The sequence below is a fragment of the Mycobacterium mantenii genome (assembly GCF_010731775.1).
Lineage (GTDB): Bacteria > Actinomycetota > Actinomycetes > Mycobacteriales > Mycobacteriaceae > Mycobacterium > Mycobacterium mantenii.
Genome location: NZ_AP022590.1, coordinates 204,228 through 229,821, shown reverse-complemented (window position 1 = coordinate 229,821; position 25,594 = coordinate 204,228). Strand labels below are relative to the sequence as shown.

The window sequence follows — 25,594 nt, the reverse complement described above, 5'->3', positions numbered from 1 at the left end:
CGCCTAGTCCTCTCCGATCGCGATGAACACGTTCTTGGTCTCGGTGAAGTGCAACGGCGCATCCGGACCCAGTTCACGGCCCAGCCCCGACTGTTTGAAACCGCCGAACGGGGTGCTGTAACGAACCGACGAGTGCGAATTCACGGACAGATTGCCGGCTTCGACCGCGCGGGACACACGCAGGGCCCGGGACAGGTCGTCGGTCCAGATCGATCCGGAGAGCCCGTAGCTGGTGTCGTTGGCCAGCGCGACGGCGTCGTGCTCGTCGTCGAAGGCCAGCACCGTGACGACCGGGCCGAAGATCTCGTCGGTGACGCAGGGATCGGTGCGCTGCGGAGTCAAAACCGTTGGTGGGAACCAGAATCCGGGGCCGGACGGCGCCGTGCCGCGAAACGCGACGGGGGCGTCGTCGGGCACGTACGACGCCACCTTGTCGCGGTGCGCGGCCGACACCAGCGGACCCATCTCGGTGTCCCGCGATGCCGGGTCGCCGACGACGACGCCGGTTACGGCGGGCTCGAGCAGCTCCATGAACCGGTCATAAACGCTGCGCTGCAACAGGATCCGGCTGCGGGCACAGCAGTCCTGCCCCGCGTTGTCGAACACCCCGGCCGGTGCGCTCGCGGCGGCACGCTCGAGGTCGCAGTCGTCGAAGACGATGTTGGCGCTCTTGCCGCCCAGTTCCAGGGTCACCCGCTTCACCTGAGCGGCCGCGCCGGCCATCACCTTCTTGCCGACATCGGTGGACCCGGTGAACACGATCTTGCGGATGTCGGGATGGGTGACGAACCGCTCCCCGACCACCGCGCCCCGCCCCGGCAGCACCTGCAGCAGGTCCGCGTCGAGTCCGGCCTGCGCCGCCAGTTCCCCGAGGCGGATCGTGGTCAGCGGCGTCGCCTCGGCGGGTTTGATCAGCACGGCGTTGCCCGCGGCCAGTGCCGGTGCGAAACCCCAGGACGCGATGGGCATCGGGAAATTCCACGGGGTGATCACGCCGACCACACCCATCGGCTCGTTGAACGTGACGTCCAGGCCGCCGGCCACCGGAATTTGCTTGCCGGACAAGCGTTCCGGGCTTGCCGCATAGAAGTTCAGCACGTCCCGGACGTGACCGGCCTCCCACTCGGCCGCCGCGATCGGATGCCCCGAGTTGGCGACCTCGAGGGCCGCCAACTCGCCGACGTGCGCGTCGACGGCGGCGGCGAAGGCCCGCAGGCCCGCGGCCCGCTCGGCGGGGGCCAGCCGCGCCCACCGCCGCTGGGCCGCCCGCGCCCGGCCCACCGCGTCGTCGACCGCCACGGCGTCGGCGTGCTCCACCGAGCGCAGCACCTCCTCGGTCGCCGGGTTGATCAGCCGCGCGGTGCTCACCTCACGCGTCCCGCGTACGACCGGGCCGCGTCCACGATCGCGGCGAACAACCGCAGGTCCTCCAGAGACTGTTCCGGATGCCATTGCACCGCAAGCACAAACCCGTCCCCCGGCAGCTCCAGCGCCTCGACGACGCCGTCGGCGTCCCGCGCGCTGACCACCAGGCCGTCCCCGACCTTGTCGATGGCCTGGTGGTGATAGCTCGGCGCATCGGCGGACTCCCCCACCAGCGCGGCCAGCCTGGTGCCCGGCACGGTGCGCACCGGCAACCTGGTGAACACCCCGTTGCCCGCCCGGTGACCGCTGTGCCCGAGCACCTCCGGCAGGTGCTGGTGCAGCGTGCCGCCCAGCGCGACGTTGAGCACCTGGGCGCCGCGACAGATCCCCAGCACCGGCAGGCCCCGTCGCAGCGCGCCGCGCAACAGCGCGAACTCCCACGCGTCGCGGTCGGTGCGCGGCCGGTCGGTGGTCGGGTGCGGTTGCTGGCCGTAGCTGGCGGGGTCCAGGTCGTACCCGCCGGTAATCACCAGCGCGTGCAGGCTGTCCAGTACCGAGCCGACGATCGCGTCGTCCAACGGCTGCGGCGGCAGCAACACCGCGATCCCGCCGGCCAAGATGACGCCTTCGAAGTAGTCGGCGGGCAGGTACCCGGCGCGGATGTCCCAGACGCCGGTCTGCACCTGCTCGAGATACGACGTCAGGCCGACCACCGGCCGCGGCGCAGCCGGGCGCGGCGGGTCGCCACCATCGGACCGTGGCGATCGCAAGCGCGGCGCAGCCGGGCGCGGCGGGTCGCCACCATCAAACCGTGGCGATCGCAAGCGCGGCGCAGCCGGGCGCGGCGGATCGCCACCATCGGACCGTGGCGATCGCAAGCGCGGCGCAGCCGGCGCGGCGGGTCGCCACCATCAAACCGTGGCGATCGCAAGCGCGGCGCAGCCGGGCGCGGCGGATCGCCACCATCGGACCGTGGCGATCGCAAGCGCGGCGCAGCCGGGCGCGGCGGGTCGCCACCATCAAACTCAGAGGCGTTCAAACCCGCGCATCCTCTCCCAATCGGTGACCGCCGCGTTGAACGCCGCCAACTCCACCCGGGCGTTGTTCAGGTAGTGGGCGACAACGTCGTCGCCGAACGCATCCCGCGCGAGCGTCGAGCGCTCGAACACCGAGGCCGCCTCGGCCAGCGTGACCGGCAACCGCGCGACGCCGGGAGCCTGATAGGCATTTCCCGCGCAGGGCTCCGGTAGCTCCAGGCCCCGTTCGATACCGTACAGCCCGCCGGCGACCATCGCCGCCACCGCCAGATACGGGTTGACGTCGCCGCCGGGGACCCGGCACTCGACCCGGGTGTTGGGCCCATGCCCGACCACCCGCAACGCGCACGTGCGATTGTCCAATCCCCACGCCAGCACGGTGGGCGCGAAACTGCCGTCGGCGAATCGCTTGTAGGAGTTGATGTTCGGTGCATAGAACAGTGTGAGTTCGCCCAGGGTGGCCAGCAACCCGGCGAGGAAACTGCAAAACGCCGACGACATGCCGTGCGGGCGGCTGGGATCGGCGAACACCGCACCGCCCTGAAGGTCGCGCAGCGAGAGGTGAATGTGACAGCTGTTCCCTTCTCGCTCATCGTATTTCGCCATGAACGTCAGGCCTTTGCCGTGCTGGTCGGCGATCTCCTTGGCGCCGTTCTTGTAGATGACGTGGTTGTCGCAGGTGACCAGCGCGTCGGCGTACCGGAAAACGATTTCCTGCTGGCCCCTGTTGCATTCGCCCTTGATGGTTTCGAAGCGCAGGCCGGCGCCGATCATCCCCCGCCGGATGTCGCGCAGCAGCGGCTCCATGCGCGACGACGCCGAGATCGCGTAGTCGATGTTGTAGTCGCTGGCCGGGGTCAGGCCGCGGTACCCGTTGGCCCACGCCTGGCGATAGGACTCGTCGAACACGATGAATTCCAGCTCGGTCGCGACGTCGGCGACCAGCCCGCGCCCGGCCAACCGGTCCAGCTGGCGGCGCAGGATCGCCCGCGGCGACACCGCGACCGGGCTGCCGTCGGCCCAGCCCACGTCGGCGATCACCAGCGCCGTCCCGGGCAGCCAGGGGACGCGCCGCAGGGTGGACAGGTCCGGCCTGGCCACCGTGTCGCCGTATCCGGTGTCCCAACTCGACATCGCATAGCCGCTCACGGTATTCATGTCGACGTCGACGGCGAGCAGATAGCCGCAGCATTCGGCGCCGTGGGCGGCCACGTCGTCGACGAACAGCCGCGCGTCGATCCGCTTCCCGACCAGTCGGCCCTGCATGTCGGCAAACGCCACGATGACGGTGTCCACCTCGCCGGTGTCAACCAGTCGATGCAGCGCGGTCAACGACAGCATCGCGGCATTCGGATCGGTCACAGCGTTTTCTTCACCGGCCATGACCGTCAGTCAACCAGGCGCTACCAGGTGCTGGTGCGCAAGATGATCTCGGCGGCCAGTTGCGCCGTCGACTCCTGCACGGTGCGCCGCCCCAGGTGCACCACCCGGTATTCGGCATAGACATAGCGCTGGCTGGCCTGGGCCACCGCCCGGGCGGCCGGCGAGCTGACCAACACGGTGGTGCCGATCTCGACCGGCGGGCATTGCCCGTCAGTGATGGCGCCCTCGTAGTTGGCGGCCCGCGGATGGCCGCGGTCGATCACCACCAGCCCGACGAACCGGCCCAGCCGGGTTGCGGTCAGTTCCCAGGCGAGTTCTCCGCCGGCCCGGTCGCCCATGACCACGGCCCATCCGATGCTCAGCGCGTCGAGGATGCCGATCACCGACTTGGGGGTCAGGCGCGAATCGAACCCGATCACGACGGTCCGAAGCGATGCGGTGTGCAGGCGCTCGCAGACCGCGTCGTACGCCGCCGGGACCCGGTCCTCGTCACCCAATATGACGACGACGACGCCGTTGTCTGGACCGGCTACAACAACCGGGACGGGGAACCCGTCCAGGGTGGTCATCATCGAGGACACCTAAGCACGCTACAGCCAAACGGCATGCGTGCGCGAGGATTCTGGGCATCTGGTACGCAAATCCGAATTTTTGACCGCACCGTCAGCAACGACCATCATCGCGGTTATGCGGCTAATGAGCTACGGCTGCAAGCGATTTGAGAGATACGGTCGCCGCGGCGGAGGACCATCAAGCAGGTTGAGAACGGCGTCGAGGTCGAGATGGGACGCCAGCAGATCCGCGGCGAGATCGAGCTGGGCATCGCGTCGCGCGGCGACGTCGGTGTCGCCGGCCACGAAGCCGTCGCGGCCCGCCGCGTCGGCGACCCGGGTGAGCCACGCACGCCGGAAGTCGTCGTTGTCCAGCAAGCCGTGCCAATGGGTCCCAAAAACCGCGCCGCGCACCACACCCTGGGAATCCGCGCCGGCTGCGAACCAGCTCTCCTCGTCACAGCGGGTGACCCGCCCGTGGTGGATCTCGTAACCGGTGAGCGGCTGCTGCCAGCGGCGCAAGGTCTTGTCGGGATGGAAGGCGATGTCGACCGCGAGCAGCCCCAGCCCGGGCACGTCCGCCGTCCCGGATTCCACCGGATCGTCTAGGCGACTGCACAGCATCTGAAATCCTCCACAGATTCCCAGCACCGGCTTGCCGGCACGGGCGTGCGCCGTGATCGCGTCGGCCAGACCGCAATCGCGCAGCCACGACAGGTCGGAGACGGTGGCTTTGCTGCCAGGGATGACGACCAGGTCGGTGTCGGCGAGGTCGGCGGGGTCGGCGACCCAGCGCACCAGCACACCGGATTCGCAGGCCAGCGCCTCGACGTCGGTGGAGTTGGAGATCCGGGGCAGCCGGATGGCGGCCACCCGCAGCCACTGCTTGCCGCGCGGGGGCGTGGGCGTGCCGATGACGCGGCGCGCGACCACCGACAGCGAGTCCTCGGCGTCCAGCCACAGCTCGTCGGCGTACGGCAGCACGCCGTAGGTCGGGCGGCCGGTCATGTCGTGCAGCCGGCGCAAGCCGGGTTCGAGCAGCGCGGGGTCGCCGCGGAATTTGTTGACGATGAATCCGGCGATCAGCGCCTGATCGTCGGGCTCGAGTACCGCGACGGTCCCGAACAGATGCGCCAGCAGACCGCCGCGGTCGATGTCCCCGACCAGCAGCACCGGCAAATCCGCGGCCCGGGCCAGCCCCATGTTGGCCAGATCCGTTGCCCGCAGGTTGATCTCGGCCGGCGAACCGGCTCCCTCACAGATCACCACATCGAATTCGTCACGCAGGCAGGTCAATTCGTCGAGCACGATCCGGGAAAGCTGATCACGATGCTGCACATAGCTTTTCGCGGTGACCGAGTCGGCGACCTGACCCTTGATCACCAGCTGCGAGGTGCGGTCACTGCCTGGCTTGAGCAGGATCGGGTTGAACCGCACGCTGGGTTCCAGCCCCGCCGCGCGCGCCTGAATCGCCTGGGCGCGCCCGATCTCACCGCCCTCGACGGTCACCACCGAGTTGTTGGACATGTTCTGCGCCTTGAACGGGGCGACGCGTACCCCGCGGCGCGCCAACAACCGGCACAGGCCCGCCACCACCACCGATTTCCCGGCGTCGGAGCTGGTGCCCGCGACCAGCAGCGCTCCGGTCATCCGGCAAACGTCATGGCAAGGTGAGGATTTCGACGCCGGAGTCCGTGACCAGCAGGGTGTGCTCGAACTGCGCGGTCCACTTGCGGTCCTTGGTGACCACCGTCCAGCCGTCGTCCCAGATCTCGTAGTCCAGGCTGCCGAGGTTGATCATCGGTTCGATAGTGAACGTCATCCCGGGCTGCATGATGGTGGACACCGACGGCTGATCGTAGTGCAAAACGACCAGGCCGTTGTGGAACGTGGTACCGATGCCGTGACCGGTGAAATCGCGAACAACGTTGTAGCCGAACCGGTTTGCGTATGACTCGATGACGCGGCCGACCACCGAGAGCGCACGCCCGGGCTTGACGGCGTTGATGGCGCGCATCGTCGCCTCCCGGGTGCGCTCCACCAGCAGGCGGTGCTCCTCGGAGACGTCACCGGCCAGGAAGGTCGCGTTGGTGTCGCCGTGCACCCCGTCGATGTAGGCCGTGACGTCGATGTTGACGATGTCGCCGTCGGCGATCACCGTCGAGTCGGGGATGCCGTGGCAGATGACCTCGTTGAGCGACGTGCAGCACGACTTCGGGTAGCCCTTGTAGCCCAGCGTGGAGGGGTAGGCGCCGTGGTCGACCATGTACTCGTGGGCGATCCGGTCCAGTTCGTCGGTGGTCACCCCGGGTGTGACGGCTTTGCCCGCCTCCACCAGCGCGCCGGCCGCGATCCGGCCGGCGACGCGCATCTTCTCGATCACCTCGGGCGTCTGCACCCACGGTTCGCTGCCCTCTTGGGCGGTGGACTTGCCGACGTATTCCGGACGCGGGATACGGCCGGGCACCGGCAGAGTCGGGGACAACTCTCCGGGGGAAAGCGCGGTGCGAGCAGGCATGCGACCAGCTTAACCGCGGTGCCGCGAGCCGCTCAGAGCCGCTGGCGGCGCAGCAGCGAGCGGCGCGGTCCGCGGATGACCACCGAGCCGCACACCACCCGCCCGGTCAGCACGACGTGCGGCCGTCCCTCGCCGGGCGGGTCTTTGCGGCGGTCGCTGGCGCTGCCCACGTAGACCTCGACGTCGTCGATCGACGCGCTGGCGCCCTCGGGCAGTCGAACCTCCACCGAGCCGAACCTCATGTCGAGTTCGATCACCACCACCGGCCCGGCGAACCGGGCCTTGGTGAGGTCGAGTTCCACCGAGCCGAGCCGGCGGACCAAGGCCAGGCGGGTCGGCACAGTCCATTCGCCGTGACGCTTCAGCGAACCCGCCCAGCCCCGCAGTTCCACCCGGTCGGCCGCGCAGGTGACGATGGCACCCGGTCCCGGCAGATCGCCGACCAGACCGTCCAGCTCACCACGCGTGCGCGCGTAGGACACCTGCGACGAGCGCTGCTCGAACTCGTCGATGTCGATCAGCCCGAGCGCGACGGCGTTGTGCAGTCGCCGCATGGTGCCGTTTCGGTCGGCGTCGGAGACACGCAAGGACACAGGGGCCACCATGTCGCCGCCGGTATCCGTCATGTTCGCAATTTACCGCCGATGCGACCCCGGGGGCACTCGGCGCTAGCGGCGATCGCAAGCGCGGCATAGCCGGGCGCAGCGGGTCGCCGCCATCGGACTAGGCCAAGAAATCCGGCGGCAGCGATTCGAACATCACCTTGGTCATCCGGACGGCGTACTCCGAGCTGCCGCCCCCGACGATCAGCGCCGCGAAGGCCAGATCGCCGCGGTAGCCGGCGAACCAGGAATGCGATCCGCCGGGGAACTCGGCCTCACCGGTCTTCCCGTACACCGCGCCGCAGCCCGCGATCTCCTTGGCGGTCCCGTTGGTCACCACCAGTCGCATCATCGGCCGCAGCGCATCGACCATCTTCGGGCTGATCGGCGTGGTGTCACCCTGGACGGCGGTCTGCCGCCCCGCGATCAGTTGCGGGACCGGCGTCTTGCCGGCGGCGACCGTCGCCGCCACCAGGGCCATGCCGAACGGGCTGGCCAGCACCTTGCCCTGACCGAAACCGTCCTCGGTGCGCTCGGCGAGATCCACCGTCGGCGGCACCGACCCGGTCACCGTGGTGATGCCTTCGACGTCGTAGTCCAGCCCGATGCCGTAGCGGGTGGCCGCCTGCGTCAGGCCGCGCGGCGGCATTTTGCTGCTGAGCTCGGCGAAGGTGGTGTTACACGAGCTGGCGAACGCGCGGGACATCGGCACCACACCGAGATCGAAGCCGCCGTAGTTGGGGATGGTGCGGTGCCCGATGTCGAGATGGCCGGGGCAGCCCAGCATGGTGTTGGGGGTGGCCATGTCGCGGTCGACGGCCGCGCCGGCGGTGATCATCTTGAACGTCGACCCCGGCGGGAAGAGGCCGTTGGTGGCCGGCAGTCCGTCGGCGTCGGCGCCGCCGTTCTGCGCGATCGCGAGGATCTCCCCGGTCGACGGCTTGATGACGACCATCATCGCCTTGCCGCCGCGGGTGTCCACCGCGTGCTGGGCGGCGTTCTGCACGGCGCGGTCCAGGGTGATCGACACCGACGGCGCGGGCGACCCTTCGACCTCGTGCAGCACCTCGACCTCGACGCCGTTCTGGTTGACACTCACCACCCGCCAGCCCGCCTGGCCGTCGAGTTGGTCGACGACGGCCTTCTTCACCGCGGAGATGACCGCCGGAGCGAAGTGCGGGTCGGTGGGCAGCATCTCGGGCTGGGGCGTGACGATGACGCCGGGCAGGTGCCCGACGAGCGGGGACACCTTGTCGTTGTCATCGGGGTGCAGCGTCACCCCCAGATCCACCGGGTGGGGCGTCGAGCTGGCTTGTTCGGCGAGCAGCTGCGGGTCGTTGAGGGCGCCGTTGAAGGGGTGCAGCACGTCGACGATCGCGTGCGCCGTGCCGATCAGCGCGGCTCCGGAGCCGGCTTGCGTGGCGTCCAGCGTGTAGTGGTACAGGTAGCCCGGCACCAGCACGTCGCTGCCGCCGAGCTCGTTCACCGAGGCGCGGTGCGGTCGATCGGCCCGCAGCGCGAAAGTTTGGTGTTCGCCCAGCTTGGCGTGCAGCGCGGTGGTGGTCCACCGCACGGCCCAGCGCCCTTCGTCGCGGGCCATCTTCAGCTGGCCGTCGTAGGTCCAGGTCCGGTTCTTCGGCAGGTGCCAGGTGAACCGGTAGCCGACCGTGCCGCTGTCCTCGGCGTACTTGGCGTTAAGGATCTGCGCGTCGAGATGAGAGGCCTGCAGGCCAGACCAGGCCGCGTTGAGGGCTTCGCGGGCCTCATTGGGGCTGTCGCTGAGCTGCGCGGCGGCCGCGGTGTCGCCGATGGCCAGGGCGCGGAAGAACTTTTCCGCGGCCGGGCCCGGGCCGTCGGGCCGTGGCGTGCATCCGGACATCGCGACGGCCGCGAGCAGCAACCCGGCCGCGACGATTACCACTGGGGTTTTTGTGACCATTGGTACAGATGTTATGAAGTGTGGATGTCGCACCGGTGCCGACACACCGAGACGCAACCGTTATGCACGCGCACGTAACGCCACGGCGGAAAAGACGGCGGAAAATCGCCACCCCGTTACACCCGCGAACGAGCGGTCCGGGCGCTAGTCGAGCAGCACCGTCGCGAAGGTGCCGATCTCGGTGAAGCCCACGCGGGCGTAGGCGGCGCGGGCCACCGTGTTGAAGTCGTTGACGTAGAGGCTGGCGGTTCGCCCGGTGCCGACGATCACCGCGGCGACCGTCGCGGTGCCGGCGGTGCCCAGGCCCAGCCCGCGCCACTCCGGGTGCACCCACACCCCCTGGATCTGGCCCACGCTTGGGGATTGCGAACCCACCTCCGCCTTGAAGACGACCTGGCCGCGCTCGAACCGCGCCCAGGCGCGCCCGGCCGTGATCAGGCTGGCCACCCGCCGTCGGTAACCGCGGCCGCCGTCGCCGAGCCGCGGGTCGACGCCCACCTCGCCGATGAACATGTCCACGGCGGCCACCAGGTAGGCGTCCAGTTCTTCGGGCCGGACTTGGCGCACACCGGGGTCGAGCTCGCAGCTGGGGTGGTTGGACAACGCCAGCAGCGGCTGGTGGTCGCGCACGTCACGAGCCGGGCCCCACGCCGCCTCGAGCCGCTCCCACATCGGCATCACCAGCTCGGCCCTGCCGACCAGCGACGAGCAGCGCCGCGTCCCGCGCATGGCCTCGTCGGCGAACGCGCTCAGGTCGGCCGGCGCGCCGCGCAGCGGGATCAGGTTGGCGCCGGCGAAGCACAGCGATTCTTCGGCGCCGCGCAGCGTCCACAGTTCGCCACCGATCGAATTCGGGTCGATGCCGTGGTCCGCTACCCGGGCCGCGACCATGCATGACGCGACGGGGTCGTCGTCGAGCACCCGCCAGACGGCGGCCGCGTCGCGCACCACGGACACCCGTCGCTCACCGACAAGGCGGAACAGGGGCGGAGCCGACATCTGGCGAACTCTCTGTGGTGCGAACTCAAGACCAGTACCGGGCGCTGGCCTTCATCAGCTTACGGTCACGATCGGCGAACCGCTCGATGTTGTATCAGGACCGTGATCGGTCCCCATCTCCGAGGCAATTCGCATCGCCTCCTCGATCAGCGTCTCGACGATCTGAGCTTCGGGCACCGTCTTGATCACCTCACCGCGAACGAAGATCTGCCCCTTGCCATTTCCCGATGCGACGCCGAGGTCGGCCTCGCGGGCCTCGCCCGGACCGTTGACGACGCAGCCCATCACCGCGACACGCAGCGGGACATCCAGCCCGTCCAGGCCGGCGCTGACCTCGTTGGCCAGGGTGTAGACGTCGACCTGAGCACGACCGCACGACGGGCAGGACACGATCTCCAGCCCGCGCGGCCGAAGGTTCAGCGACTCGAGAATCTGAGTGCCGACCTTGACTTCCTCGACCGGGGGCGCCGACAGCGACACCCGAATGGTGTCGCCGATCCCCCGGGACAGCAGGGCACCGAACGCGACCGCGGACTTGATGGTGCCCTGGAAGGCCGGACCGGCCTCGGTGACGCCGAGGTGCAGTGGATAGTCGCACTGCGCAGCGAGCTGCTCGTAGGCCGCGACCATCACCACCGGGTCGTTGTGCTTGACGCTGATCTTGATGTTGCCGAAGCCGTGCTCCTCGAACAGCGAGGCCTCCCAGAGCGCCGACTCGACCAGCGCCTCGGGGGTGGCCTTGCCGTACTTCTCCATGAACCGCTTGTCCAGCGAGCCGGCGTTGACGCCGATGCGGATCGGGATCCCCGCCGCACCGGCGGCCTTGGCGACCTCGCCGACGCGGCCGTCGAATTCTTTGATGTTGCCCGGGTTCACCCGCACCGCGGCGCACCCCGCGTCGATGGCCGCGAAGATGTACTTGGGCTGGAAATGGATGTCGGCGATCACCGGGATCTGGCTGTGCCGGGCGATCTCGGCCAGCGCGTCGGCGTCCTCCTGACGCGGGCAGGCCACCCGGACGATGTCGCAGCCGGCCGCGGTCAACTCGGCGATCTGCTGCAGCGTCGTGTTGACGTCGTGCGTCTTGGTGGTGCACATCGACTGCACGGAAATCGGATAGTCGCTGCCCACCCCGACGTCGCGGACCATCAGTTGGCGCGTCTTGCGCCGGGGGGCGAGCGTGGGCGCCGGAGCGTCCGGCATGCCCAGGCCAATGCTCACTGTTTCAATTCCTTCTGCTATTGGAAGATCCTGATCGGGTTGACCAGATCGGCGGTCACGGTCAGCAGCATGTAGCCGACCACGAACACCAGCACGACGTACGTCGCGGGCATGAGCTTGAGGTAGTTCACCGGCGCGGCCGCCACCATGCCCCGGGCCGTCCGGACCAGGTTGCGGAGCTTTTCGAACACCGCAATGGCGATGTGGCCGCCGTCGAAGGGCAGCAGCGGCACCAGGTTGATCGCGCCCAGAATGAGGTTCAGCTGGGCCAGGAAGAACCAGAACGCCACCCACAACCCGTGGTCGACGGTGTCGCCGCCGATGATGCTGGCCCCGACCACGCTCATCGGCGTCTGGGGGTCGCGCTGCCCGCCGCCGATCGCGTGCACCAGCGCGCCGACCTTCGTCGGGATCGACACGAGCGCCTTGCCCACCTCGCCGGTGAGGTCACCGGCGAAGGCGACGGTGGCCGGGATCGCCGTGAACACCCCGTAGTGCGAGGGCGCGACCTTGACGGCGCCGACGCCGATAGCGCCGACCGTCGAGGGTTGCGGCTGACCGCCCTGCCCGCCGGCCCCGTTGGTCAGGTAGCGCTGGGTGGGGGTGACATCGACGTAGGTGGTGATCGTGGTGCCGTCGCGCTGGGCGACGATCGGGACGTTGCCGTGCGCCTTGCGGATAGCGGCGGCCATGTCGTCGAAAGTCGATACCGGGGTGTCACCCACCTTGACGATGACATCGCCGGCGCGGATTCCGGCGAGCGCAGCCGGGCCCGGGCCGGTGCAATCCGCAATCTTGCCCGGAGCGACTTCCGGTGCCACACAAGCGGTTTCGCCGACGATCGCCTGGGTCGGCGGATGCAGGTTCGGCAGCCCCCAGATCAGGGCGATGCCGTAGAGCAGCACCAGGCAGATGACGAAGTTCGCGGCCGGGCCCGCGAACAGCACCGCGACCCGCTTCCAGACCGCCTGCTTGAACATGGCGCGGTCGGTCTCGTCGGGAGCCAGCTCCTCCACCGAGGTCATGCCGGCGATGTCGCAGAAGCCGCCCAGCGGGACGGCCTTGAGGCCGTACTCGGTCTCGCCGCGCCGCGTCGACCACAGCGTGGGCCCGAACCCGACGAAATACCGGCGGACCTTCATGCCGGTGGCGCGGGCGACCCACATGTGGCCGCACTCGTGCAGGGCCACCGAGATCAGGATGGCCAGTGCGAACAGCACAATGCCGATAACGAACATCATCAGGCTGGGAGGACCTTTCTCACACCACTCCAGAGGCTTTTGCGGACACCTTGGCGGGCTGGGCTTGTGCGACGGCACGCCGCGCCCGCTCACGTGCCCAGCGCTGCGCGTCGAGTACCTCATCCACGTTAGCGGGTGAAACGGTCCATTGGTCTGCGGCGTGCAGCACGTCGGCGATGGTTTTGACAATGGCGGGGAACCCGACCCGGCCCGCGAGGAAGGCCTCGGCCGCCTCCTCGTTGGCCGCGTTGTAGACGGCGGTCATGCAGCCACCGGCCTGCCCGGCATGCCGGGCCAGCTCGACCGCGGGGAAAACGGCATCGTCCAGCGGCTCGAATTCCCAGCTAGACGCCTTGCTGAAGTCGCAGCTGGCGGCCGCGCCCGGAACCCGCTGCGGCCAGCCCAGGGCCAGCGAGATCGGCAGCTTCATGTCCGGGGGGCTGGCCTGGGCGAGGGTCGACCCGTCGATGAAGGTGACCATCGAATGAACAATCGACTGGGGGTGCACCACCACCTGGATGCGGTCGTACGGAATGCCGAACAGCAGGTGGGTCTCGATGAGCTCCAGCCCCTTGTTGACCAGCGAGGCGGAGTTCAGCGTGTTCATCGGGCCCATCGACCACGTCGGGTGGGCGCCGGCCTGCTCGGGGGTGACGTCCTCGAGCTGGGCGGCCGTCCAGCCGCGGAACGGGCCGCCGGAGGCGGTCAGCACCAGTTTGGCGACTTCGTCGGGCGCCCCGCCGCGCAGGCATTGGGCCAGCGCGGAATGTTCGGAATCGACCGGCACGATCTGGCCCGGCTTGGCGGCTCGGAGCACCAGCGGTCCCCCGGCGATCAGCGATTCCTTGTTGGCCAGCGCCAGCCGGGCGCCCGAGTTGAGCGCGGCCAGCGTGGGCCGCAGGCCCAACGCACCCACCAGCGCATTGAGGACGACGTCGGCCTCGGTCTCCTCGACGAGCCGGGTGACGGCCTCGGGCCCGCTGAACGGGATGTCGCCGGCCCGCTGCGCCGCGCGTTCGTCGGCGACGGCGATGTTGGTCACACCGGTCTCGGCGCGCTGCCGCAGCAGCGTGTCCAGGTTAGCGCCCCCCGCGGCCAGGCCGACGACCTCGAAGCGGTCCGGGTTGGCCGCGATGACGTCCAGCGCCTGGGTGCCGATGGAGCCGGTGCTGCCCAGCAGCAGCACCCGCAGCCGGTCCCGCGTTGGCCCGTCGGTCGTCGGGTTGGTCACCCATTCATTGTGCCGCCCGGCACCGATGGGGGCCATGCGCCGGGCCATGCCCCGCGGGCCCGGTGGCGGGTGTGCCAGAATTTGGGTTCGACAAGCCAATCCGATCCGAAGGGGATTCGCCGTGGCCAGTACCGAGGTGGAGCACTTCAGCGGCGTCGACGACGTCGAGGTGCCGTCGGCAGCGTGGGGTTGGAGCAGGATCAACCACCGGACCTGGCATATTGCCAGCCTGATCGGCTTCGGATTCCTGCTGGCGATGCTGCGCGGCAACCACGTCGGCCACATCGAGAACTGGTTTTTGATCGGGTTTGCGGCGCTGACCCTCGTGGTGCTGATCCGCGACCTGTGGGGCCGCCGCCGCGGCTGGATCAGGTAGTCACCGCCCCGGTCGCCCTAGCGTTGCGCCCGGCGATGCCAGGCGCCGGCGATCACCACGACCGTTAACGCGAGCACGCCCGTCACCCACGGCAACCATCCGTGCTGATGCACCCAACCGGCCACCGCGCCCTGCACGCGTCCGGCCGCGGTGATCACCGCGTCCTGCGGATTGCCGTTCGCGCCGAACAGGCGCACCTCGTAGCTGCCGTAGTAAGCCACGTACAGCCCGACCAGCACCAGCAGCGCACCACCGAACCGGTTGACGAACGGCAGGACTCGGCGCAGCCGGTCCACCATCGCGGTGCTCGCCGTCGCCGCCGCGACGGCGAGCACGCCGACGACCAGGGTCAGGCCCGCACTGTAGGCGAGGTAGATCGCCACGCCGGTGACGATCGACCCCCCGCGCAGGCCGGCCGCGGTGACGGCCAGGAACGGCCCGACGGTGCAGGACAGCGATGCGATCGCGTAGCTGATGCCGTACCCGTACATGGAGCCCAGCCGCACCGTCGGGGCCCACCGCGGGTCCAGCGGCCGCGGGGTCAACCTCGACAGCTGACGACCCGACAACAGCCATGCCCCGAGCACGATCAGCACCGCGCCGACGATCACGGTGGCGTACGGCAGGTACCGCTGCACGGTCGTGGCCGCCGACACGGTCAGCACGCCGAACAGCCCGAACACCGTCAAGAAACCCAGCGCCATCCCCACGGTGGCCGCCAGCGCCCGCGCGGCCGCTGCCACACCCGACGACGCCCCCGACCCCTGGCCGCGCACCACCAGCAGCAGGTAGGCGGGCAGCATCGCGAACCCACATGGGTTCAGCGCGGCGACCAGCCCGGCCGCGAAGGCCAAGCCGATCAGACCCCGGTCCCTCAAGTCAGGACCTCAGGGCGGCGACCCGGTCGGAAAGCTCCTGCTGCGACATCGCCGAGGTGGGGTTGTTGACGAACGTCGAGCTGCCGTCCGCTCGGTAGAACACGTAGGCCGGCTGCCAGGGGACGTTGTAGCGGGCCCAGATGGACCCGTCGGCATCGTTGAGGTTGGTGAAGTTCAGGCCGTATTTGGAGACGAAGGTCTGTTCCGCGCCGACGTCCGAGTGTCCGGCGACCCCGACGAAGGTGACACCGGGATTGGCGGCCGCCACCTGGCTGACGCCCGGGGCTTCGGCGTTACAGAACGGGCAGAACGGCGCCCAGAACCACAGCACCGCGGGCTTGCCCTGCAAGCTGGCGCCGTTGAACGGCGCGCCGCTCAGCGTTGTCCCGGTGAACTGCAGGCGGTCATCGGCGGCCAGTGCGCGCGGCGCGCTGCCCACGGCGGCTATCACCGTGGCGGCGAACAGCACCGCGGCGCACGCTTTGCTCAGGGCCGACAAGCGAATACTCATGGCACACCTCATTTGCTGGAGTTATGCCTTCATCGACGGGACAGCCCCGCCTCCGGTTCATCCGCCTTCGGCGGCCAGCTGTCCACAGGCCCGTGCTGAATCGCCTGCGCTCCAGCTACCCGCCCTCGGCGGCCAGCTGTCCACAGGCCCGTGCTGAATCGCCTGCGCTCCAGCTACCCGCCCTCGGCGGCCAGCTGTCCACAGGCGGCGCTGATCTCGCGGCCGCGGGTATCGCGCACCGTGCACGAAACCCCCTTGGCGCGGACCCGGCGGACGAACTCCCGCTCGACCGCCTTAGGGCTGGCGTCCCACTCACTTCCCGGGGTCGGGTTGAGCGGGATCAGATTCACGTGCACCAACGGCCCGAGCGCGCGATGCAACCGCTGTCCCAAAAGGTCTGCGCGCCAAGGCTGGTCGTTGACATCGCGGATCAACGCGTACTCCACCGACACCCGCCGGCCGGTGACGTCGGCGTAATACCGTGCGGCGTCGAGGGCCTCGGTGATTTTCCACCGGTTGTTGACCGGCACCAGGGTGTCCCGCAGTTCGTCGTCGGGCGCGTGCAGCGACAACGCCAGCGTCACGCCGAGGCGTTCGTCGGCGAGCTTGCGGATGGACGGGGCCAGGCCCACCGTGGACACCGTCACCGAACGGGCCGAGATGCCGAAACCGTGTGGCGGCGAGGCGATGATGCGCCGCACCGCGGCCACCACGCGGGCGTAGTTGGCCAGTGGCTCCCCCATGCCCATGAACACCACGTTGGACAGCCGGTCCCCGAAGTCGTCGCGCAGGGCCGCAGCGCCGGCGCGCACCTGCTCGAGGATCTCGGCCGTGGACAGGTTGCGGCTCAAGCCGCCCTGACCGGTCGCGCAGAACGGGCAGGCCATACCGCAGCCGGCCTGCGACGAAATGCACACCGTGTTGCGTTGCGGATAACGCATCAGCACCGACTCGACGGTGACCCCATCGAGCGCCCGCCACAACGTCTTTCGCGTCTGGCCCGCATCACAGGTCACCTCGGAGGCCGCGGTCAGCAGGATCGGGAACATCGTCTCGGCGATGGCGTCGCGCAATCTCGCCGGGAGATCGGTCATCTGCCGCGGGTCGGCGATCAGCCGACCGTAGTACTGATGAGCCAGCTGCTTGGCGCGAAACGCCGGCAAGCCCAGCTCTGCGACGGCGGACGCGCGGCCGTCCTCATCGAGGTCGGCCAGGTGCCGCGGCGGCTTGCCGGGGCGCGGCTCGGAGAAAATTAATTGTTGAACCATGACCTGTCCAGTATCGGTCACGTTCGGGCCGAGCTAGGGAACGAGTGTCAGCACCGTCCAGGCCGCGACCGCCGACGGCAGGACGCCGTCGAGCCGATCCATCAGGCCGCCGTGGCCGGGCAGCAACCGGCCCATGTCCTTGATGCCGAGGTCGCGCTTGATCTGCGATTCCACCAGATCGCCGAGCGTGCAGGTCAGCACCAGGACGACGCCCAGCAGCGCGCCTATCCACCAGGGTTTGTTGGCCAGAAGGGTCGCGGTCAGGATCGCCGCGGTGATCCCCAACGCCAGGGAACCGGCGAACCCCTCCCAGGACTTCTTGGGACTGATCGCCGGGACCATCGGGTGCTTGCCGAGCAGCACCCCGACCGCATAGCCGCCCACGTCGGAGGCGACGACGGTGACCATCAGGCAGAACACCCGCCCGGCACCGTCGTGCGGGTAGACCAGCAGCACGCCGAAGGAGGCGAACAGCGGCACCCACGCGGCCAGGAACACGGTGGCCGAAGCGTCCCGGAGGTAGTTAGCTGACGGCGAGCCGGCGAACGGCTCGGGCCGTTTGCTGTTGTCCTGCATGAACAACCGCCACACGTTGCAGATCACCACGGTCACCCCGAAGCCGGCCAATGCGCCCGCGGCGTGGAACGGCCAGGTCAACCAGACGGTGAGCTGGCCCCCCGCCAGCAGCGGGATCAGGGCAATGACGTACCCGGCTTCGCGCAAGCGCCGGACCACCTCGTGGGTGGCCACCAGGATGGCGAGCGCGACGATGGGAACCCAGAGGCGCGGTGCGAATAGCAGCGTGACGATCAGGACGCCGCCGATACCGGCCCCCACCGCGATCGCGGCGCCCAGGTTGCGCCCGGCCCGGGAGGTCTTCGTGGCCGGCTGTTCGACCGGTTCCTCGGCGGCACGCGCGGGATTGTCGGGCGGGTTGCCTGCGCCGGGATCTGGGGTAGCCACTGGCCTGAATGAACTTAGCTGCTGGACGGGTCGTCAGACCTCCAGCAGTTCGCCTTCTTTGTGCTTGACCAACTCTTCGATCTGGGTGACGTATTGATGGGTGGTCTTGTCCAGGTCTTTTTCGGCCCGACCTACCTCATCCTCGCCGGCCTCGCCGTCCTTCCGGATGCGGTGCAACTCCTCCATCGCCTTGCGGCGGATGTTGCGCACCGAGACCTTGGCGTCCTCCCCCTTGCCCTTGGCCTGTTTGACCAGCTCGCGGCGGCGTTCCTCGGTGAGCTGCGGCACGGCCACCCGGATCAGGGTGCCGTCGTTGGTGGGATTGACGCCGAGGTCGGAGTTGCGGATCGCCGTCTCGATCGCACCCAACTGGCTGGCCTCGTAGGGCTTGATGACGACAAGGCGCGCCTCGGGCACGTTGATGCTGGCCAGTTGCGTGATGGGGGTGGCCGTGCCGTAGTAGTCGATCACGATCCGCGAGAACATGCCGGGGTTGGCGCGCCCGGTCCGGATGGTCGACAGGTCGTCGCGGGCAACCGCTACGGCCTTCTCCATTTTCTCTTCCGCATCGAAGAGAGCCTCGTCGATCATGTGCGCCGCTCCTCCTCATCGCTGCGCCGCGGATCCTCGCGAACGCACATCGAGTCTTCCCCTCAGGTGGTGACCAGCGTCCCGATCTTCTCACCAGCGACCGCTCGGGCGATATTGCCATTGGTCAGCAGGTTGAACACCAGGATCGGCATGCCATTGTCCATGCACAGGCTGAACGCGGTGGCATCGGCCACTCGTAGCCCGCGGTCGATGACCTCGCGATGGCTGATCGCGGCAATCAATTCGGCGTCGGGATGCTGCCGTGGATCCGCGGAGAACACGCCGTCGACGGCCTTGGCCATCAAGACCACCTCGGCGCCGATCTCAAGGGCACGCTGGGCCGCCGTGGTGTCGGTGGAGAAGTACGGCAGCCCCATGCCGGCTCCGAAGATCACCACACGCCCCTTCTCCAGGTGGCGCACGGCGCGCAACGGCAGATAGGGCTCGGCCACCTGGCCCATGGTGATCGCGGTCTGGACCCGCGTCACGATGCCTTCCTTCTCCAGGAAGTCTTGCAGCGCGAGGCTGTTCATTACCGTGCCCAACATGCCCATGTAATCCGAACGGGTGCGTTCCATGCCACGCTGCTGAAGCTGGGCACCCCGGAAGAAGTTGCCCCCGCCGATCACCACGGCAACCTGGACACCGCCGCGAACCACCTCGGCGATCTGTCGCGCCACGCGCGCCACGACATCGGGATCCAAGCCGACTTGGCCGCCGCCGAACATTTCGCCGCCGAGCTTGAGCAGCACTCGCGAATACCTGGCCCGGCTCGGTGACTGGCCCGCACCGTTTTCCGGTGCAGATGTCGGCACGCCGTTGCTGGTGGTTGTCGGCTCCGGCCTCGGAGCCGCCGAGCCGGCGACGTGGGGCTCCCTGGACTCCGTCATCAGACTCCTCGCATGAGAGTGCCATCCCGGGCGGTCTCCGTCCGGGACGGCATTTCACATCCTGCCTCATCGCAGCACAATGCGGCGTCGGCGGGGTGCATTATGCGCATAGTTGGCGCGCCGGACCAATTTTCGAGTCTGCCGGTAGTGGAATGCCCTCGCCGGTGTGGTTTCTTCGGGCTCGCGTTTGAGCGATGTGTGGCATGGGAACCCGCATCAACGCGGCAGAAATATGCGGTCTTAAGCAATGAGGACCGGCCTCGCCGTATGACCGGGTGGATCGCTCGCGATCGCCGTTGAGCGTGGATCGCTCAAAATACGCCAACGAGGAGGAACACTTCCATGGCTGAAGAAAACAAGTCGGGACCTGCCGAAGCTGTGAAGGGCGTCGTCGAAGACGTCAAGGGCAAGGCCAAGGAGGCCGTCGGCGCGGTGGCCGGTCGTGATGACCTCACCCGCGAGGGTCAGGCCCAGCAGGACAAGGCCGAAGCGCAGCGCGACGCCGCGAAGAAGGAAGCCGAAGCCGAAGCCGCGCGCGGTGGCGCGGAGGCGGCCGAGGAGCGCCAGAAGGCCAACCAGTAACACGTCGTAAACGATGGGCCCGGTCCGTGCAAACGGCCGGGCCCATCGCCGTTCTCCGAGGCCGGGCCGGCGCGGCCCGAGTTTGCATAGTTTTCAGCTGGACGGGTACCCGTGCATAGCGCTGTATGACATCTCCGAAGAGGTGCCTACGGACCCGGGGGGGAAGCCGGGACGTCATGAGGTTTGGAGATGTCGTTGCACGTGGTGGTACTCACCGATGAGGATGACTTCGAATCGGCCCTACCGGATTTGGCCACGTTCGCGCAGCCGGTGCGCCATGTCACCCTGACGGCCGACACAGACGGGCACTGCGCCACGGCCGACATCGCGATCATTGATGCGCGCAGCGATATGGTGTCGGCTCAGACCATCGGCCATCGACTCAAGGTCGACAACCCCGGTACCGCCGTGGTGGCCCTGGTCGCGCCAGCGGACGGGGTGACGGTCGACGGGGACGGCAGTTTTGATGACGTCATGGTGCCCGGCACCGGCGCGGAAGAGTTGCAGGCGCGACTGCGCCTCGCGATCAGCCACCGTCGCAGCGCGGTCGACGGCACGCTGAAGTTCGGCGACCTGCTACTGCATCCGCCCAGTTTCACCGCAACGCTGGACGGCCACGACCTGAGCCTGACACACACCGAGTTCAAGTTGCTGAAGTTCCTTGTGCAGCATGCCGGTCAGGCATTCACCCGCACCCGGCTGATGCAAGAGACGTGGGGCTATGACGCGACCGGCAAGGTGCGTACCATCGACGTTCACATCCGGCGACTGCGCGCCAAGCTCGGCACCCGGCACCAATTCATGGTCAACACCGTCCGGGGAGTCGGCTACCGGGCCGCCACACCACCACAGCCGGAATGGGTCGTCACCGACTCCACGCTGACCCCGATCTGGACGTCGGCCACGACGTCCGACCCGGGTCTGCGGAACACGGAAGCATCAGAGTCCTAACACCCTCAGGCGCAACGCTTTTGGTGGACGGTCAGCCGAAGAGAGGGAAAGCGCGTTTGCGCGCCAGCGCATTCATCCCATCCTGGATGGCATCTTGCACCTCGTGGTATTTGCGGTCGACGTATTGGTCGTCGTCGGCCCGTGCGGGATCGTTGTCGAGCTCCACCGGAGGCATGAACCGGGTTCTGATCTTGGCCGGCAGGGGCAGCTGTGGAAGCGCCGCCGGCGCGATCCCCCACGGCAACGAGACGGCCAGCGGGAACACCTTGAGCCGCAAGACCCGGTCCAGGCGCAGGGCTTTCGACAGGCGGTCGCCGCGGATCAGCACCGGCATCGCGTCCGCACCGCCGACGGTGGCGATGGGCACGATCGGCACACCGGCGCGAATCGCCATCTTGACGAAGCCGGTCCGTCCGGCCAGGTTGGCCCGATCGCGCTCGATCCACGGGCGCAGCGAGTCCACTTCCCCGCCCGGCCACAGCGCCACGTCACGCCCTTCCGCCAATGCGGTGGCGATCGCGTCGGGGGCGGCCGGCAACACCCCCATCGACCGGAAGTAGCGCCCGAACACAGGAATCGCCATCAATGCATCGTGCGCAGTGCCGTGCAAGGTGCGATCCTGTCCGAATCGTCGCCACCATTGCAGACCGACGGTCCACGCATCCCAGACGAACGGCGCGCCGGAGTGAATCCCGATCAACAGCGCCGGCGGTGACTCCGGTATGTTCTCCCAGCCGTCGATTTCCATGCGAAACCAGTAGTCCACCAGCACATTCCACAGATACTTCTGACGCTGCAGCGCGCTCTCGTCCTGACCCGAGAGATCCCATCTCGCTGCGCGTTCGGCCACCCAGCCGCTCAGCCCGCCGCTTTGACGACTGCGTCGTTCTTCCATCGCCTCGCGGGCTTCTTCGGCCTGCCGCTTCGCCTGCGCGCGCACCGGCGCCGGCCTGTGATCGGGGTTACTCATGCTCTGTCGCATACCCGCTTCGGGGGCGCACGATTCACCTTTATGCAATTCTCCCCGCGCCACCGAGCGTGGCGCGGGGAGAAATCGACAACCGGATCAGGTGTGCGTTGCCGGCGCAGGCGGTGCACCCGGCGCCGGGCTGTTCGGCGCGCCAGGCGCCGAGCCTCCCGGCGCGTTGGACGTCCACATCAGGACGTCTTGCATTCCGTCGTTGTAGACGACACCGTTCGGAGGCGCGCCGGTCACGTCGAAGTACAGCGTGCCGGTCGACTCGTTGCCTTGAGCGATGGGAGCCGGGTTGAGCCCGTTGGGCGCCCCGACCTTGTCGATCACCCGGTAGTTCTGGCCGTTGGGGCCGCGGGCGATGAAGTCATTCACCATCGGGGTGACAAGCCCGCCGTCCGACCTGGCGGTGATGTCCGCCTGGTAGAGCGTTCCCTTGGGCGTGTAGCCCGGAATGGCGACGGTGCTGGGCTGCAGGTTGCTCACCGTGTAGTCGGTGATCAACGGCCCGTCCACAAGTTGTTCACTGGTGCCGAAGCCCTGAATGTTGGGCGCGGCCAGCGCGGGCGTCGCCGCGAAAACGCTTGCCACCGCTATACCCCCGGCAGCGGCAGCTGTCGCAGCAATCTTGGTGACCTTCACTGTTCATTTCCTTTCGTGTAGAACAATTGCCCCCCGGAAGGGCATGAGCATATATGCAGCAAATAGCCATACCTCTCCCCCTTTAAACATTTACGCTCGCGAAACACCGTATCGGCCGGTTACTCGCCAGAGCAGGGATCCATTCTTGGGCAGCATCTTTCGCATCAGTGGATAACACCTGCACCACCCCTCACACCCGACTCCCGATTAGGCCGGGTGGTGACGGGTAGTAGGTGACCTAAGCCTCCCCTGGCATTCCGGTCAGGGCGGGCAAGCACAGAAAGCGCAGAGGCGACAGTCAGATCTAACGCGGAAACTCCAAGCACGGTGCACGCGAAGACGATGCGCTCAAGGATGAATTGGAAGGGACGGTTCGCGGCAATCGACCCAGCCGCAGCGAGGAATGGCGCGACCCGGAGCCACCGGTCGATGACGACCCGGATGTTCCGACCGCCGGCCCGGCACCGCGCGAACTTAAAGCGGCGGACGGTTAATTCCGACTGCTTCGTTGACTTGTCCGGACTGCAAATCACACAACTGACGATGAATCGGTAAAGGAAATCGCATGGGCTTTGTGGCGCAACAACAATCGGTTCCCGGTGTACAGGCGCAGATGGAACCGATTCCTGACTGTGGCGAAAACAGTTACCAGGGCTCGGGAAAACTGCTGGGCAAAAAGGCGATCATCACCGGCGGCGACAACGGCATCGGGCGCGCCGTCGCGATAGCGTTCGCCCGCGAAGGCGCCGACGTGCTGATCGCGTACCTCAACGAGGACGACGACGCGCGCGAAGTCGCCCGCTACGTCACCAATGCCGGCCGCAAATGCGTGCTGGTGCCCGGTGATCTCTCCGACGCTGCGCATTGCCGTAGCGTCGTCGACCGGGCGGTGCAGGAATTGGGCGGGGTGGACATCCTGGTCAACAACTCCGCCTATCAGATGATGCGCGAGAGCCTCGACGAGATCAGCGACGAGGAGTGGGAGTACACCTTCCGGCTCAACGTCGGTGCGTATTTCTATCTGGCAAAGGCGGCCGTGCCGCACATGAGCCCCGGATCGTCGATCATCGGCAGCTCGTCGGTCAACTCCGATACACCCAATCCCGCGCTGGCGCCCTACGCGGCGACGAAGGCGGCCATCGCGAATTTCTCGGCCAGCCTGGCCCAGCTGTTGGGCGACAAAGGAATTCGAGTCAACAGTGTGGCGCCCGGGCCGATATGGACACCACTGATTCCCTCGACCATGGCACCCGACAGCGTGGAATCCTTCGGCGACAACGTACCGCTGGGCCGCGCCGGTCAGCCCGCCGAACTCGCCCCGATCTACGTGTTGCTGGCCTCCGACGACGCAGTTACATCTCCGGGGCGCGGGTGGGGGTGACCGGCGGTCGACCCATCCTCTAACGAAACTCTTTACACCGCAACGGGTTTCTTTCAAAATACCTCATGAGCCGCGGTTGTCGCCCGGCTCGTCCACGATCGGGTTCTGGGCGGGGATGTCCTTCACGCTCTCGGCCCGACCGGGCTGGGTGTTGGTGCGCCGCGCCGCGGCCCTGTCCCTGTCGGAAACGTCGCGGTCATCGGCGATGGTGACCGACGCGGCCACTTGACCGACGTTGGCGTAGGTTTCCGGCGGCATGGCGCGCAGGACGCGGATGGTTTCGCCGTCGCAACGATTGCGCTCGGCGGCGGTGAGCAGGTCCTCCTTGTTCACCGGGAAGTCCACATCGCTGAGGCACTGGCGAAGTTGGCTGGGAGTGGTAGACGCGACCATGGCAGTCGGGGTGCCCGGTAGCCCGGCGCCTAAACCGTTCCGAACTCCGAAATGTGCACGACCCGGCGAGGCGAAAGTTGGTTCAGTCTCGGCGATTTCGCCATGGTGTGCACGCCCTTTCAGCGGCCCCGGACCCGGCGGTTGTGCTTCTTGATCGCGTCGACCAATTCCGACTTGTTCATGGTGGACCGGCCGGCGATGTCGAGCCGGCGGGCCACGTCGAGCAGGTGCTTTTTGCTTGCGTTGGCGTCGACGCCCTCGGCTGATTCCCCGACTGGCCGCAGGCCACCGCGCTCGGCCCGCTCATCGGATGGGCCCTTCTCGTCCTTGGGCTCCCAGTGGTCGCCGACCTTTTCGAAACTGTGCTTGACAGCGGCGTACGCCACCCGGTGGGCGCGCTCCTCGCTGCCGTACTCGTCGGCGGCCGCGTCATGGGTTTTCGCGAAGGTCCGCTGGGCCTTGGCGCTGGACCGCCGCAAAGTGCTGGGCAATTCGCTCTTTTTGGCCGCGCCGCCTTTCGTCGTCTTCGGCATCGAACCTCCCTCGGGTGCCAAGACAGCTGCGATTACCGGTCGGTTACCCCGTTGCGGCACGGACAATCACGGTCTGAACAATGTGCGCATCGGGCCGGTCGAAATATGTCAAGATCGTTGACATGAATCAGGCCGACGATGCTCCGCTGGGTTACCTGCTCTACCGGTTGGGAGCCGTCCTGCGACCCGAGGTTTCCGCCGTGTTGAGTCCGCTCGGCCTGACGCTGCCCGAATTCGTTTGCCTGCGCATACTTTCGATGTTTCCGGGAATGTCGAGCGCCGAATTGTCCCGCCACACCAACGTCACCCCACAGGCAATGAACACGGTGCTGCGCAAGCTGGAAGAAATCGGGACGGTGGCGCGCCCGTCGTCGGTGTCCTCGGGGCGCGCGCTCCCGGCCAACCTGACCGGCCAGGGCCGCGCCCTGCTCAAGCGCGCCGAAGGCGCGGTCCGCGGCGCCGACGCCCGCATCCTGGCCAAGCTCACCGACGCTCAGCAGCGCGAGTTCAAGAGAATGCTCGAAAAGCTGGGGGCCGACTAGCGGCGATCGCGAGGGCAGCGAAGCCGGACGAAG

The 25,594-nt window shown here is 68.0% G+C and carries 25 protein-coding genes and 3 pseudogenes; 6 read left to right on the top strand and 22 right to left on the bottom strand.

Going from position 1 to position 25,594, the window contains the following annotated elements:
• Nucleotides 1–3: 3 nt before the first annotated feature.
• The 12 genes and pseudogenes from G6N50_RS01140 to dxr all read right to left on the bottom strand — a co-directional run bounded on the left by G6N50_RS01140 (nt 4) and on the right by dxr (nt 14,087).
• Nucleotides 4–1,368: an aldehyde dehydrogenase family protein gene (locus G6N50_RS01140; RefSeq protein ID WP_083098268.1), complete on the bottom strand. Its 1,365-nt coding sequence runs from the start codon at nt 1,366–1,368 to the stop codon at nt 4–6.
• Nucleotides 1,365–2,296 (bottom strand): annotated as a pseudogene (locus tag G6N50_RS01135) (gamma-glutamyl-gamma-aminobutyrate hydrolase family protein). Before G6N50_RS01135 ends, G6N50_RS01140 begins: the two are co-directional and overlap by 4 nt.
• Nucleotides 2,297–2,390: 94 nt before the next feature.
• On the bottom strand, nt 2,391–3,785 hold the full coding sequence (locus tag G6N50_RS01130) for a glutamine synthetase family protein (RefSeq protein WP_083098263.1): 1,395 nt from the start codon (nt 3,783–3,785) through the stop codon (nt 2,391–2,393).
• Between the two features lie 20 nt (nt 3,786–3,805).
• Nucleotides 3,806–4,357, bottom strand: a complete 552-nt coding sequence (locus G6N50_RS01125; protein WP_083098260.1) for an alpha/beta hydrolase — start codon at nt 4,355–4,357, stop codon at nt 3,806–3,808.
• Between the two features lie 129 nt (nt 4,358–4,486).
• A complete protein-coding gene (locus G6N50_RS01120; RefSeq protein WP_083098258.1) occupies nt 4,487–5,986 on the bottom strand; it encodes a cobyric acid synthase in 1,500 nt (499 codons plus the stop codon).
• 10 nt (nt 5,987–5,996) lie between these two features.
• Nucleotides 5,997–6,854, bottom strand: coding sequence for a type I methionyl aminopeptidase (gene map, locus G6N50_RS01115; protein ID WP_083098255.1), 858 nt, complete (start codon nt 6,852–6,854; stop codon nt 5,997–5,999).
• A gap of 32 nt (nt 6,855–6,886) precedes the next feature.
• On the bottom strand, nt 6,887–7,480 hold the full coding sequence (locus tag G6N50_RS01110; RefSeq protein ID WP_083098252.1) for a DUF1707 SHOCT-like domain-containing protein: 594 nt from the start codon (nt 7,478–7,480) through the stop codon (nt 6,887–6,889).
• 97 nt (nt 7,481–7,577) lie between these two features.
• Nucleotides 7,578–9,395: a penicillin-binding transpeptidase domain-containing protein gene (locus tag G6N50_RS01105; RefSeq protein ID WP_083098249.1), complete on the bottom strand. Its 1,818-nt coding sequence runs from the start codon at nt 9,393–9,395 to the stop codon at nt 7,578–7,580.
• A 144-nt stretch (nt 9,396–9,539) separates the two neighbouring features.
• Nucleotides 9,540–10,394: a GNAT family N-acetyltransferase gene (locus G6N50_RS01100; protein ID WP_083098246.1), complete on the bottom strand. Its 855-nt coding sequence runs from the start codon at nt 10,392–10,394 to the stop codon at nt 9,540–9,542.
• A 54-nt stretch (nt 10,395–10,448) separates the two neighbouring features.
• Nucleotides 10,449–11,615: a flavodoxin-dependent (E)-4-hydroxy-3-methylbut-2-enyl-diphosphate synthase gene (gene ispG, locus G6N50_RS01095; RefSeq protein ID WP_083098243.1), complete on the bottom strand. Its 1,167-nt coding sequence runs from the start codon at nt 11,613–11,615 to the stop codon at nt 10,449–10,451.
• A 17-nt stretch (nt 11,616–11,632) separates the two neighbouring features.
• Nucleotides 11,633–12,856, bottom strand: a complete 1,224-nt coding sequence (locus G6N50_RS01090) for a M50 family metallopeptidase (RefSeq protein WP_083098240.1) — start codon at nt 12,854–12,856, stop codon at nt 11,633–11,635.
• A 19-nt stretch (nt 12,857–12,875) separates the two neighbouring features.
• Nucleotides 12,876–14,087: a 1-deoxy-D-xylulose-5-phosphate reductoisomerase gene (dxr, locus tag G6N50_RS01085; protein WP_163650796.1), complete on the bottom strand. Its 1,212-nt coding sequence runs from the start codon at nt 14,085–14,087 to the stop codon at nt 12,876–12,878.
• A gap of 121 nt (nt 14,088–14,208) precedes the next feature.
• Between dxr and G6N50_RS01080 the strand changes: the two genes are divergently transcribed.
• Nucleotides 14,209–14,463: a DUF2631 domain-containing protein gene (locus G6N50_RS01080; protein ID WP_083098237.1), complete on the top strand. Its 255-nt coding sequence runs from the start codon at nt 14,209–14,211 to the stop codon at nt 14,461–14,463.
• Nucleotides 14,464–14,480: 17 nt separating this feature from the next.
• Here the strand turns inward: G6N50_RS01080 and G6N50_RS01075 are convergent, their stop codons facing one another.
• From G6N50_RS01075 to pyrH, 6 genes are all read right to left on the bottom strand, one after another.
• A complete protein-coding gene (locus G6N50_RS01075; RefSeq protein ID WP_083098234.1) occupies nt 14,481–15,341 on the bottom strand; it encodes a cytochrome c biogenesis CcdA family protein in 861 nt (286 codons plus the stop codon).
• A gap of 1 nt (nt 15,342) precedes the next feature.
• On the bottom strand, nt 15,343–15,852 hold the full coding sequence (locus G6N50_RS01070) for a protein disulfide oxidoreductase (RefSeq protein WP_083098231.1): 510 nt from the start codon (nt 15,850–15,852) through the stop codon (nt 15,343–15,345).
• Nucleotides 15,853–16,025: 173 nt separating this feature from the next.
• Nucleotides 16,026–17,120, bottom strand: coding sequence for a 23S rRNA (adenine(2503)-C(2))-methyltransferase RlmN (gene rlmN / locus G6N50_RS01065; RefSeq protein WP_083098228.1), 1,095 nt, complete (start codon nt 17,118–17,120; stop codon nt 16,026–16,028).
• Between the two features lie 33 nt (nt 17,121–17,153).
• Nucleotides 17,154–18,083 (bottom strand): phosphatidate cytidylyltransferase, encoded by a 930-nt coding sequence (locus tag G6N50_RS01060; RefSeq protein ID WP_083098225.1) that lies wholly within the window; start codon nt 18,081–18,083, stop codon nt 17,154–17,156.
• Between the two features lie 33 nt (nt 18,084–18,116).
• A complete protein-coding gene (gene frr / locus G6N50_RS01055) occupies nt 18,117–18,674 on the bottom strand; it encodes a ribosome recycling factor (RefSeq protein WP_083098222.1) in 558 nt (185 codons plus the stop codon).
• Between the two features lie 62 nt (nt 18,675–18,736).
• Nucleotides 18,737–19,564 (bottom strand): UMP kinase, encoded by an 828-nt coding sequence (pyrH, locus tag G6N50_RS01050; protein WP_083098220.1) that lies wholly within the window; start codon nt 19,562–19,564, stop codon nt 18,737–18,739.
• A 342-nt stretch (nt 19,565–19,906) separates the two neighbouring features.
• Between pyrH and mbp1 the strand changes: the two genes are divergently transcribed.
• A complete protein-coding gene (gene mbp1, locus G6N50_RS01045; protein ID WP_067835338.1) occupies nt 19,907–20,146 on the top strand; it encodes a microaggregate-binding protein 1 in 240 nt (79 codons plus the stop codon).
• 189 nt (nt 20,147–20,335) lie between these two features.
• Nucleotides 20,336–21,097 (top strand): response regulator transcription factor, encoded by a 762-nt coding sequence (locus tag G6N50_RS01040; RefSeq protein WP_083098217.1) that lies wholly within the window; start codon nt 20,336–20,338, stop codon nt 21,095–21,097.
• A gap of 31 nt (nt 21,098–21,128) precedes the next feature.
• Here G6N50_RS01040 and G6N50_RS01035 read toward each other — a convergent pair whose 3' ends face one another.
• Both G6N50_RS01035 and G6N50_RS01030 read right to left on the bottom strand, forming a co-directional pair.
• Nucleotides 21,129–22,067: a lysophospholipid acyltransferase family protein gene (locus tag G6N50_RS01035; RefSeq protein ID WP_083098215.1), complete on the bottom strand. Its 939-nt coding sequence runs from the start codon at nt 22,065–22,067 to the stop codon at nt 21,129–21,131.
• Nucleotides 22,068–22,163: 96 nt separating this feature from the next.
• Entirely contained in the window at nt 22,164–22,712 is a 549-nt protein-coding gene (locus tag G6N50_RS01030; RefSeq protein ID WP_083098212.1) for an MPT63 family protein, read from the bottom strand.
• A 308-nt stretch (nt 22,713–23,020) separates the two neighbouring features.
• Between G6N50_RS01030 and G6N50_RS29135 the strand changes: the two are divergent.
• Together G6N50_RS29135 and G6N50_RS01025 are read left to right on the top strand one after the other, a co-directional pair.
• Nucleotides 23,021–23,206, top strand: a pseudogene (locus G6N50_RS29135) (hypothetical protein); the annotation flags it as partial.
• 71 nt (nt 23,207–23,277) lie between these two features.
• A pseudogene (locus G6N50_RS01025) lies at nt 23,278–24,116 on the top strand (SDR family oxidoreductase).
• 40 nt (nt 24,117–24,156) lie between these two features.
• Here the strand turns inward: G6N50_RS01025 and G6N50_RS01020 are convergent.
• Nucleotides 24,157–24,486, bottom strand: coding sequence for a DUF2795 domain-containing protein (locus G6N50_RS01020; RefSeq protein ID WP_083098209.1), 330 nt, complete (start codon nt 24,484–24,486; stop codon nt 24,157–24,159).
• Between the two features lie 119 nt (nt 24,487–24,605).
• Complete coding sequence (locus G6N50_RS01015; protein WP_083098206.1) at nt 24,606–25,019, bottom strand: ChaB family protein; 414 nt, start codon at nt 25,017–25,019, stop codon at nt 24,606–24,608.
• A 122-nt stretch (nt 25,020–25,141) separates the two neighbouring features.
• Here G6N50_RS01015 and G6N50_RS01010 point away from each other — a divergent pair, with 122 nt between their 5' ends.
• Nucleotides 25,142–25,561: a MarR family winged helix-turn-helix transcriptional regulator gene (locus tag G6N50_RS01010; RefSeq protein WP_083098363.1), complete on the top strand. Its 420-nt coding sequence runs from the start codon at nt 25,142–25,144 to the stop codon at nt 25,559–25,561.
• Nucleotides 25,562–25,594 lie beyond the last annotated feature (33 nt).

Coding starts and splice junctions, on each gene's coding strand:
- G6N50_RS01105 (WP_083098249.1), bottom strand. CDS start 9,395: ATGGTCACAAAAACCCCAGTGGTAATCGTCGCGGCCGGGTTGCTGCTC.
- pyrH (WP_083098220.1), bottom strand. CDS start 19,564: ATGACGGAGTCCAGGGAGCCCCACGTCGCCGGCTCGGCGGCTCCGAGG.
- G6N50_RS01015 (WP_083098206.1), bottom strand. CDS start 25,019: ATGCCGAAGACGACGAAAGGCGGCGCGGCCAAAAAGAGCGAATTGCCC.
- frr (WP_083098222.1), bottom strand. CDS start 18,674: ATGATCGACGAGGCTCTCTTCGATGCGGAAGAGAAAATGGAGAAGGCC.
- G6N50_RS01110 (WP_083098252.1), bottom strand. CDS start 7,480: ATGACGGATACCGGCGGCGACATGGTGGCCCCTGTGTCCTTGCGTGTC.
- G6N50_RS01090 (WP_083098240.1), bottom strand. CDS start 12,856: ATGATGTTCGTTATCGGCATTGTGCTGTTCGCACTGGCCATCCTGATC.
- rlmN (WP_083098228.1), bottom strand. CDS start 17,120: ATGGTTCAACAATTAATTTTCTCCGAGCCGCGCCCCGGCAAGCCGCCG.
- G6N50_RS01070 (WP_083098231.1), bottom strand. CDS start 15,852: ATGAGTATTCGCTTGTCGGCCCTGAGCAAAGCGTGCGCCGCGGTGCTG.
- G6N50_RS01040 (WP_083098217.1), top strand. CDS start 20,336: ATGTCGTTGCACGTGGTGGTACTCACCGATGAGGATGACTTCGAATCG.
- G6N50_RS01035 (WP_083098215.1), bottom strand. CDS start 22,067: ATGAGTAACCCCGATCACAGGCCGGCGCCGGTGCGCGCGCAGGCGAAG.
- G6N50_RS01100 (WP_083098246.1), bottom strand. CDS start 10,394: ATGTCGGCTCCGCCCCTGTTCCGCCTTGTCGGTGAGCGACGGGTGTCC.
- G6N50_RS01120 (WP_083098258.1), bottom strand. CDS start 5,986: ATGACCGGAGCGCTGCTGGTCGCGGGCACCAGCTCCGACGCCGGGAAA.
- mbp1 (WP_067835338.1), top strand. CDS start 19,907: ATGGCTGAAGAAAACAAGTCGGGACCTGCCGAAGCTGTGAAGGGCGTC.
- G6N50_RS01125 (WP_083098260.1), bottom strand. CDS start 4,357: ATGATGACCACCCTGGACGGGTTCCCCGTCCCGGTTGTTGTAGCCGGT.
- map (WP_083098255.1), bottom strand. CDS start 6,854: ATGCCTGCTCGCACCGCGCTTTCCCCCGGAGAGTTGTCCCCGACTCTG.
- G6N50_RS01010 (WP_083098363.1), top strand. CDS start 25,142: ATGAATCAGGCCGACGATGCTCCGCTGGGTTACCTGCTCTACCGGTTG.
- G6N50_RS01130 (WP_083098263.1), bottom strand. CDS start 3,785: ATGGCCGGTGAAGAAAACGCTGTGACCGATCCGAATGCCGCGATGCTG.
- G6N50_RS01020 (WP_083098209.1), bottom strand. CDS start 24,486: ATGGTCGCGTCTACCACTCCCAGCCAACTTCGCCAGTGCCTCAGCGAT.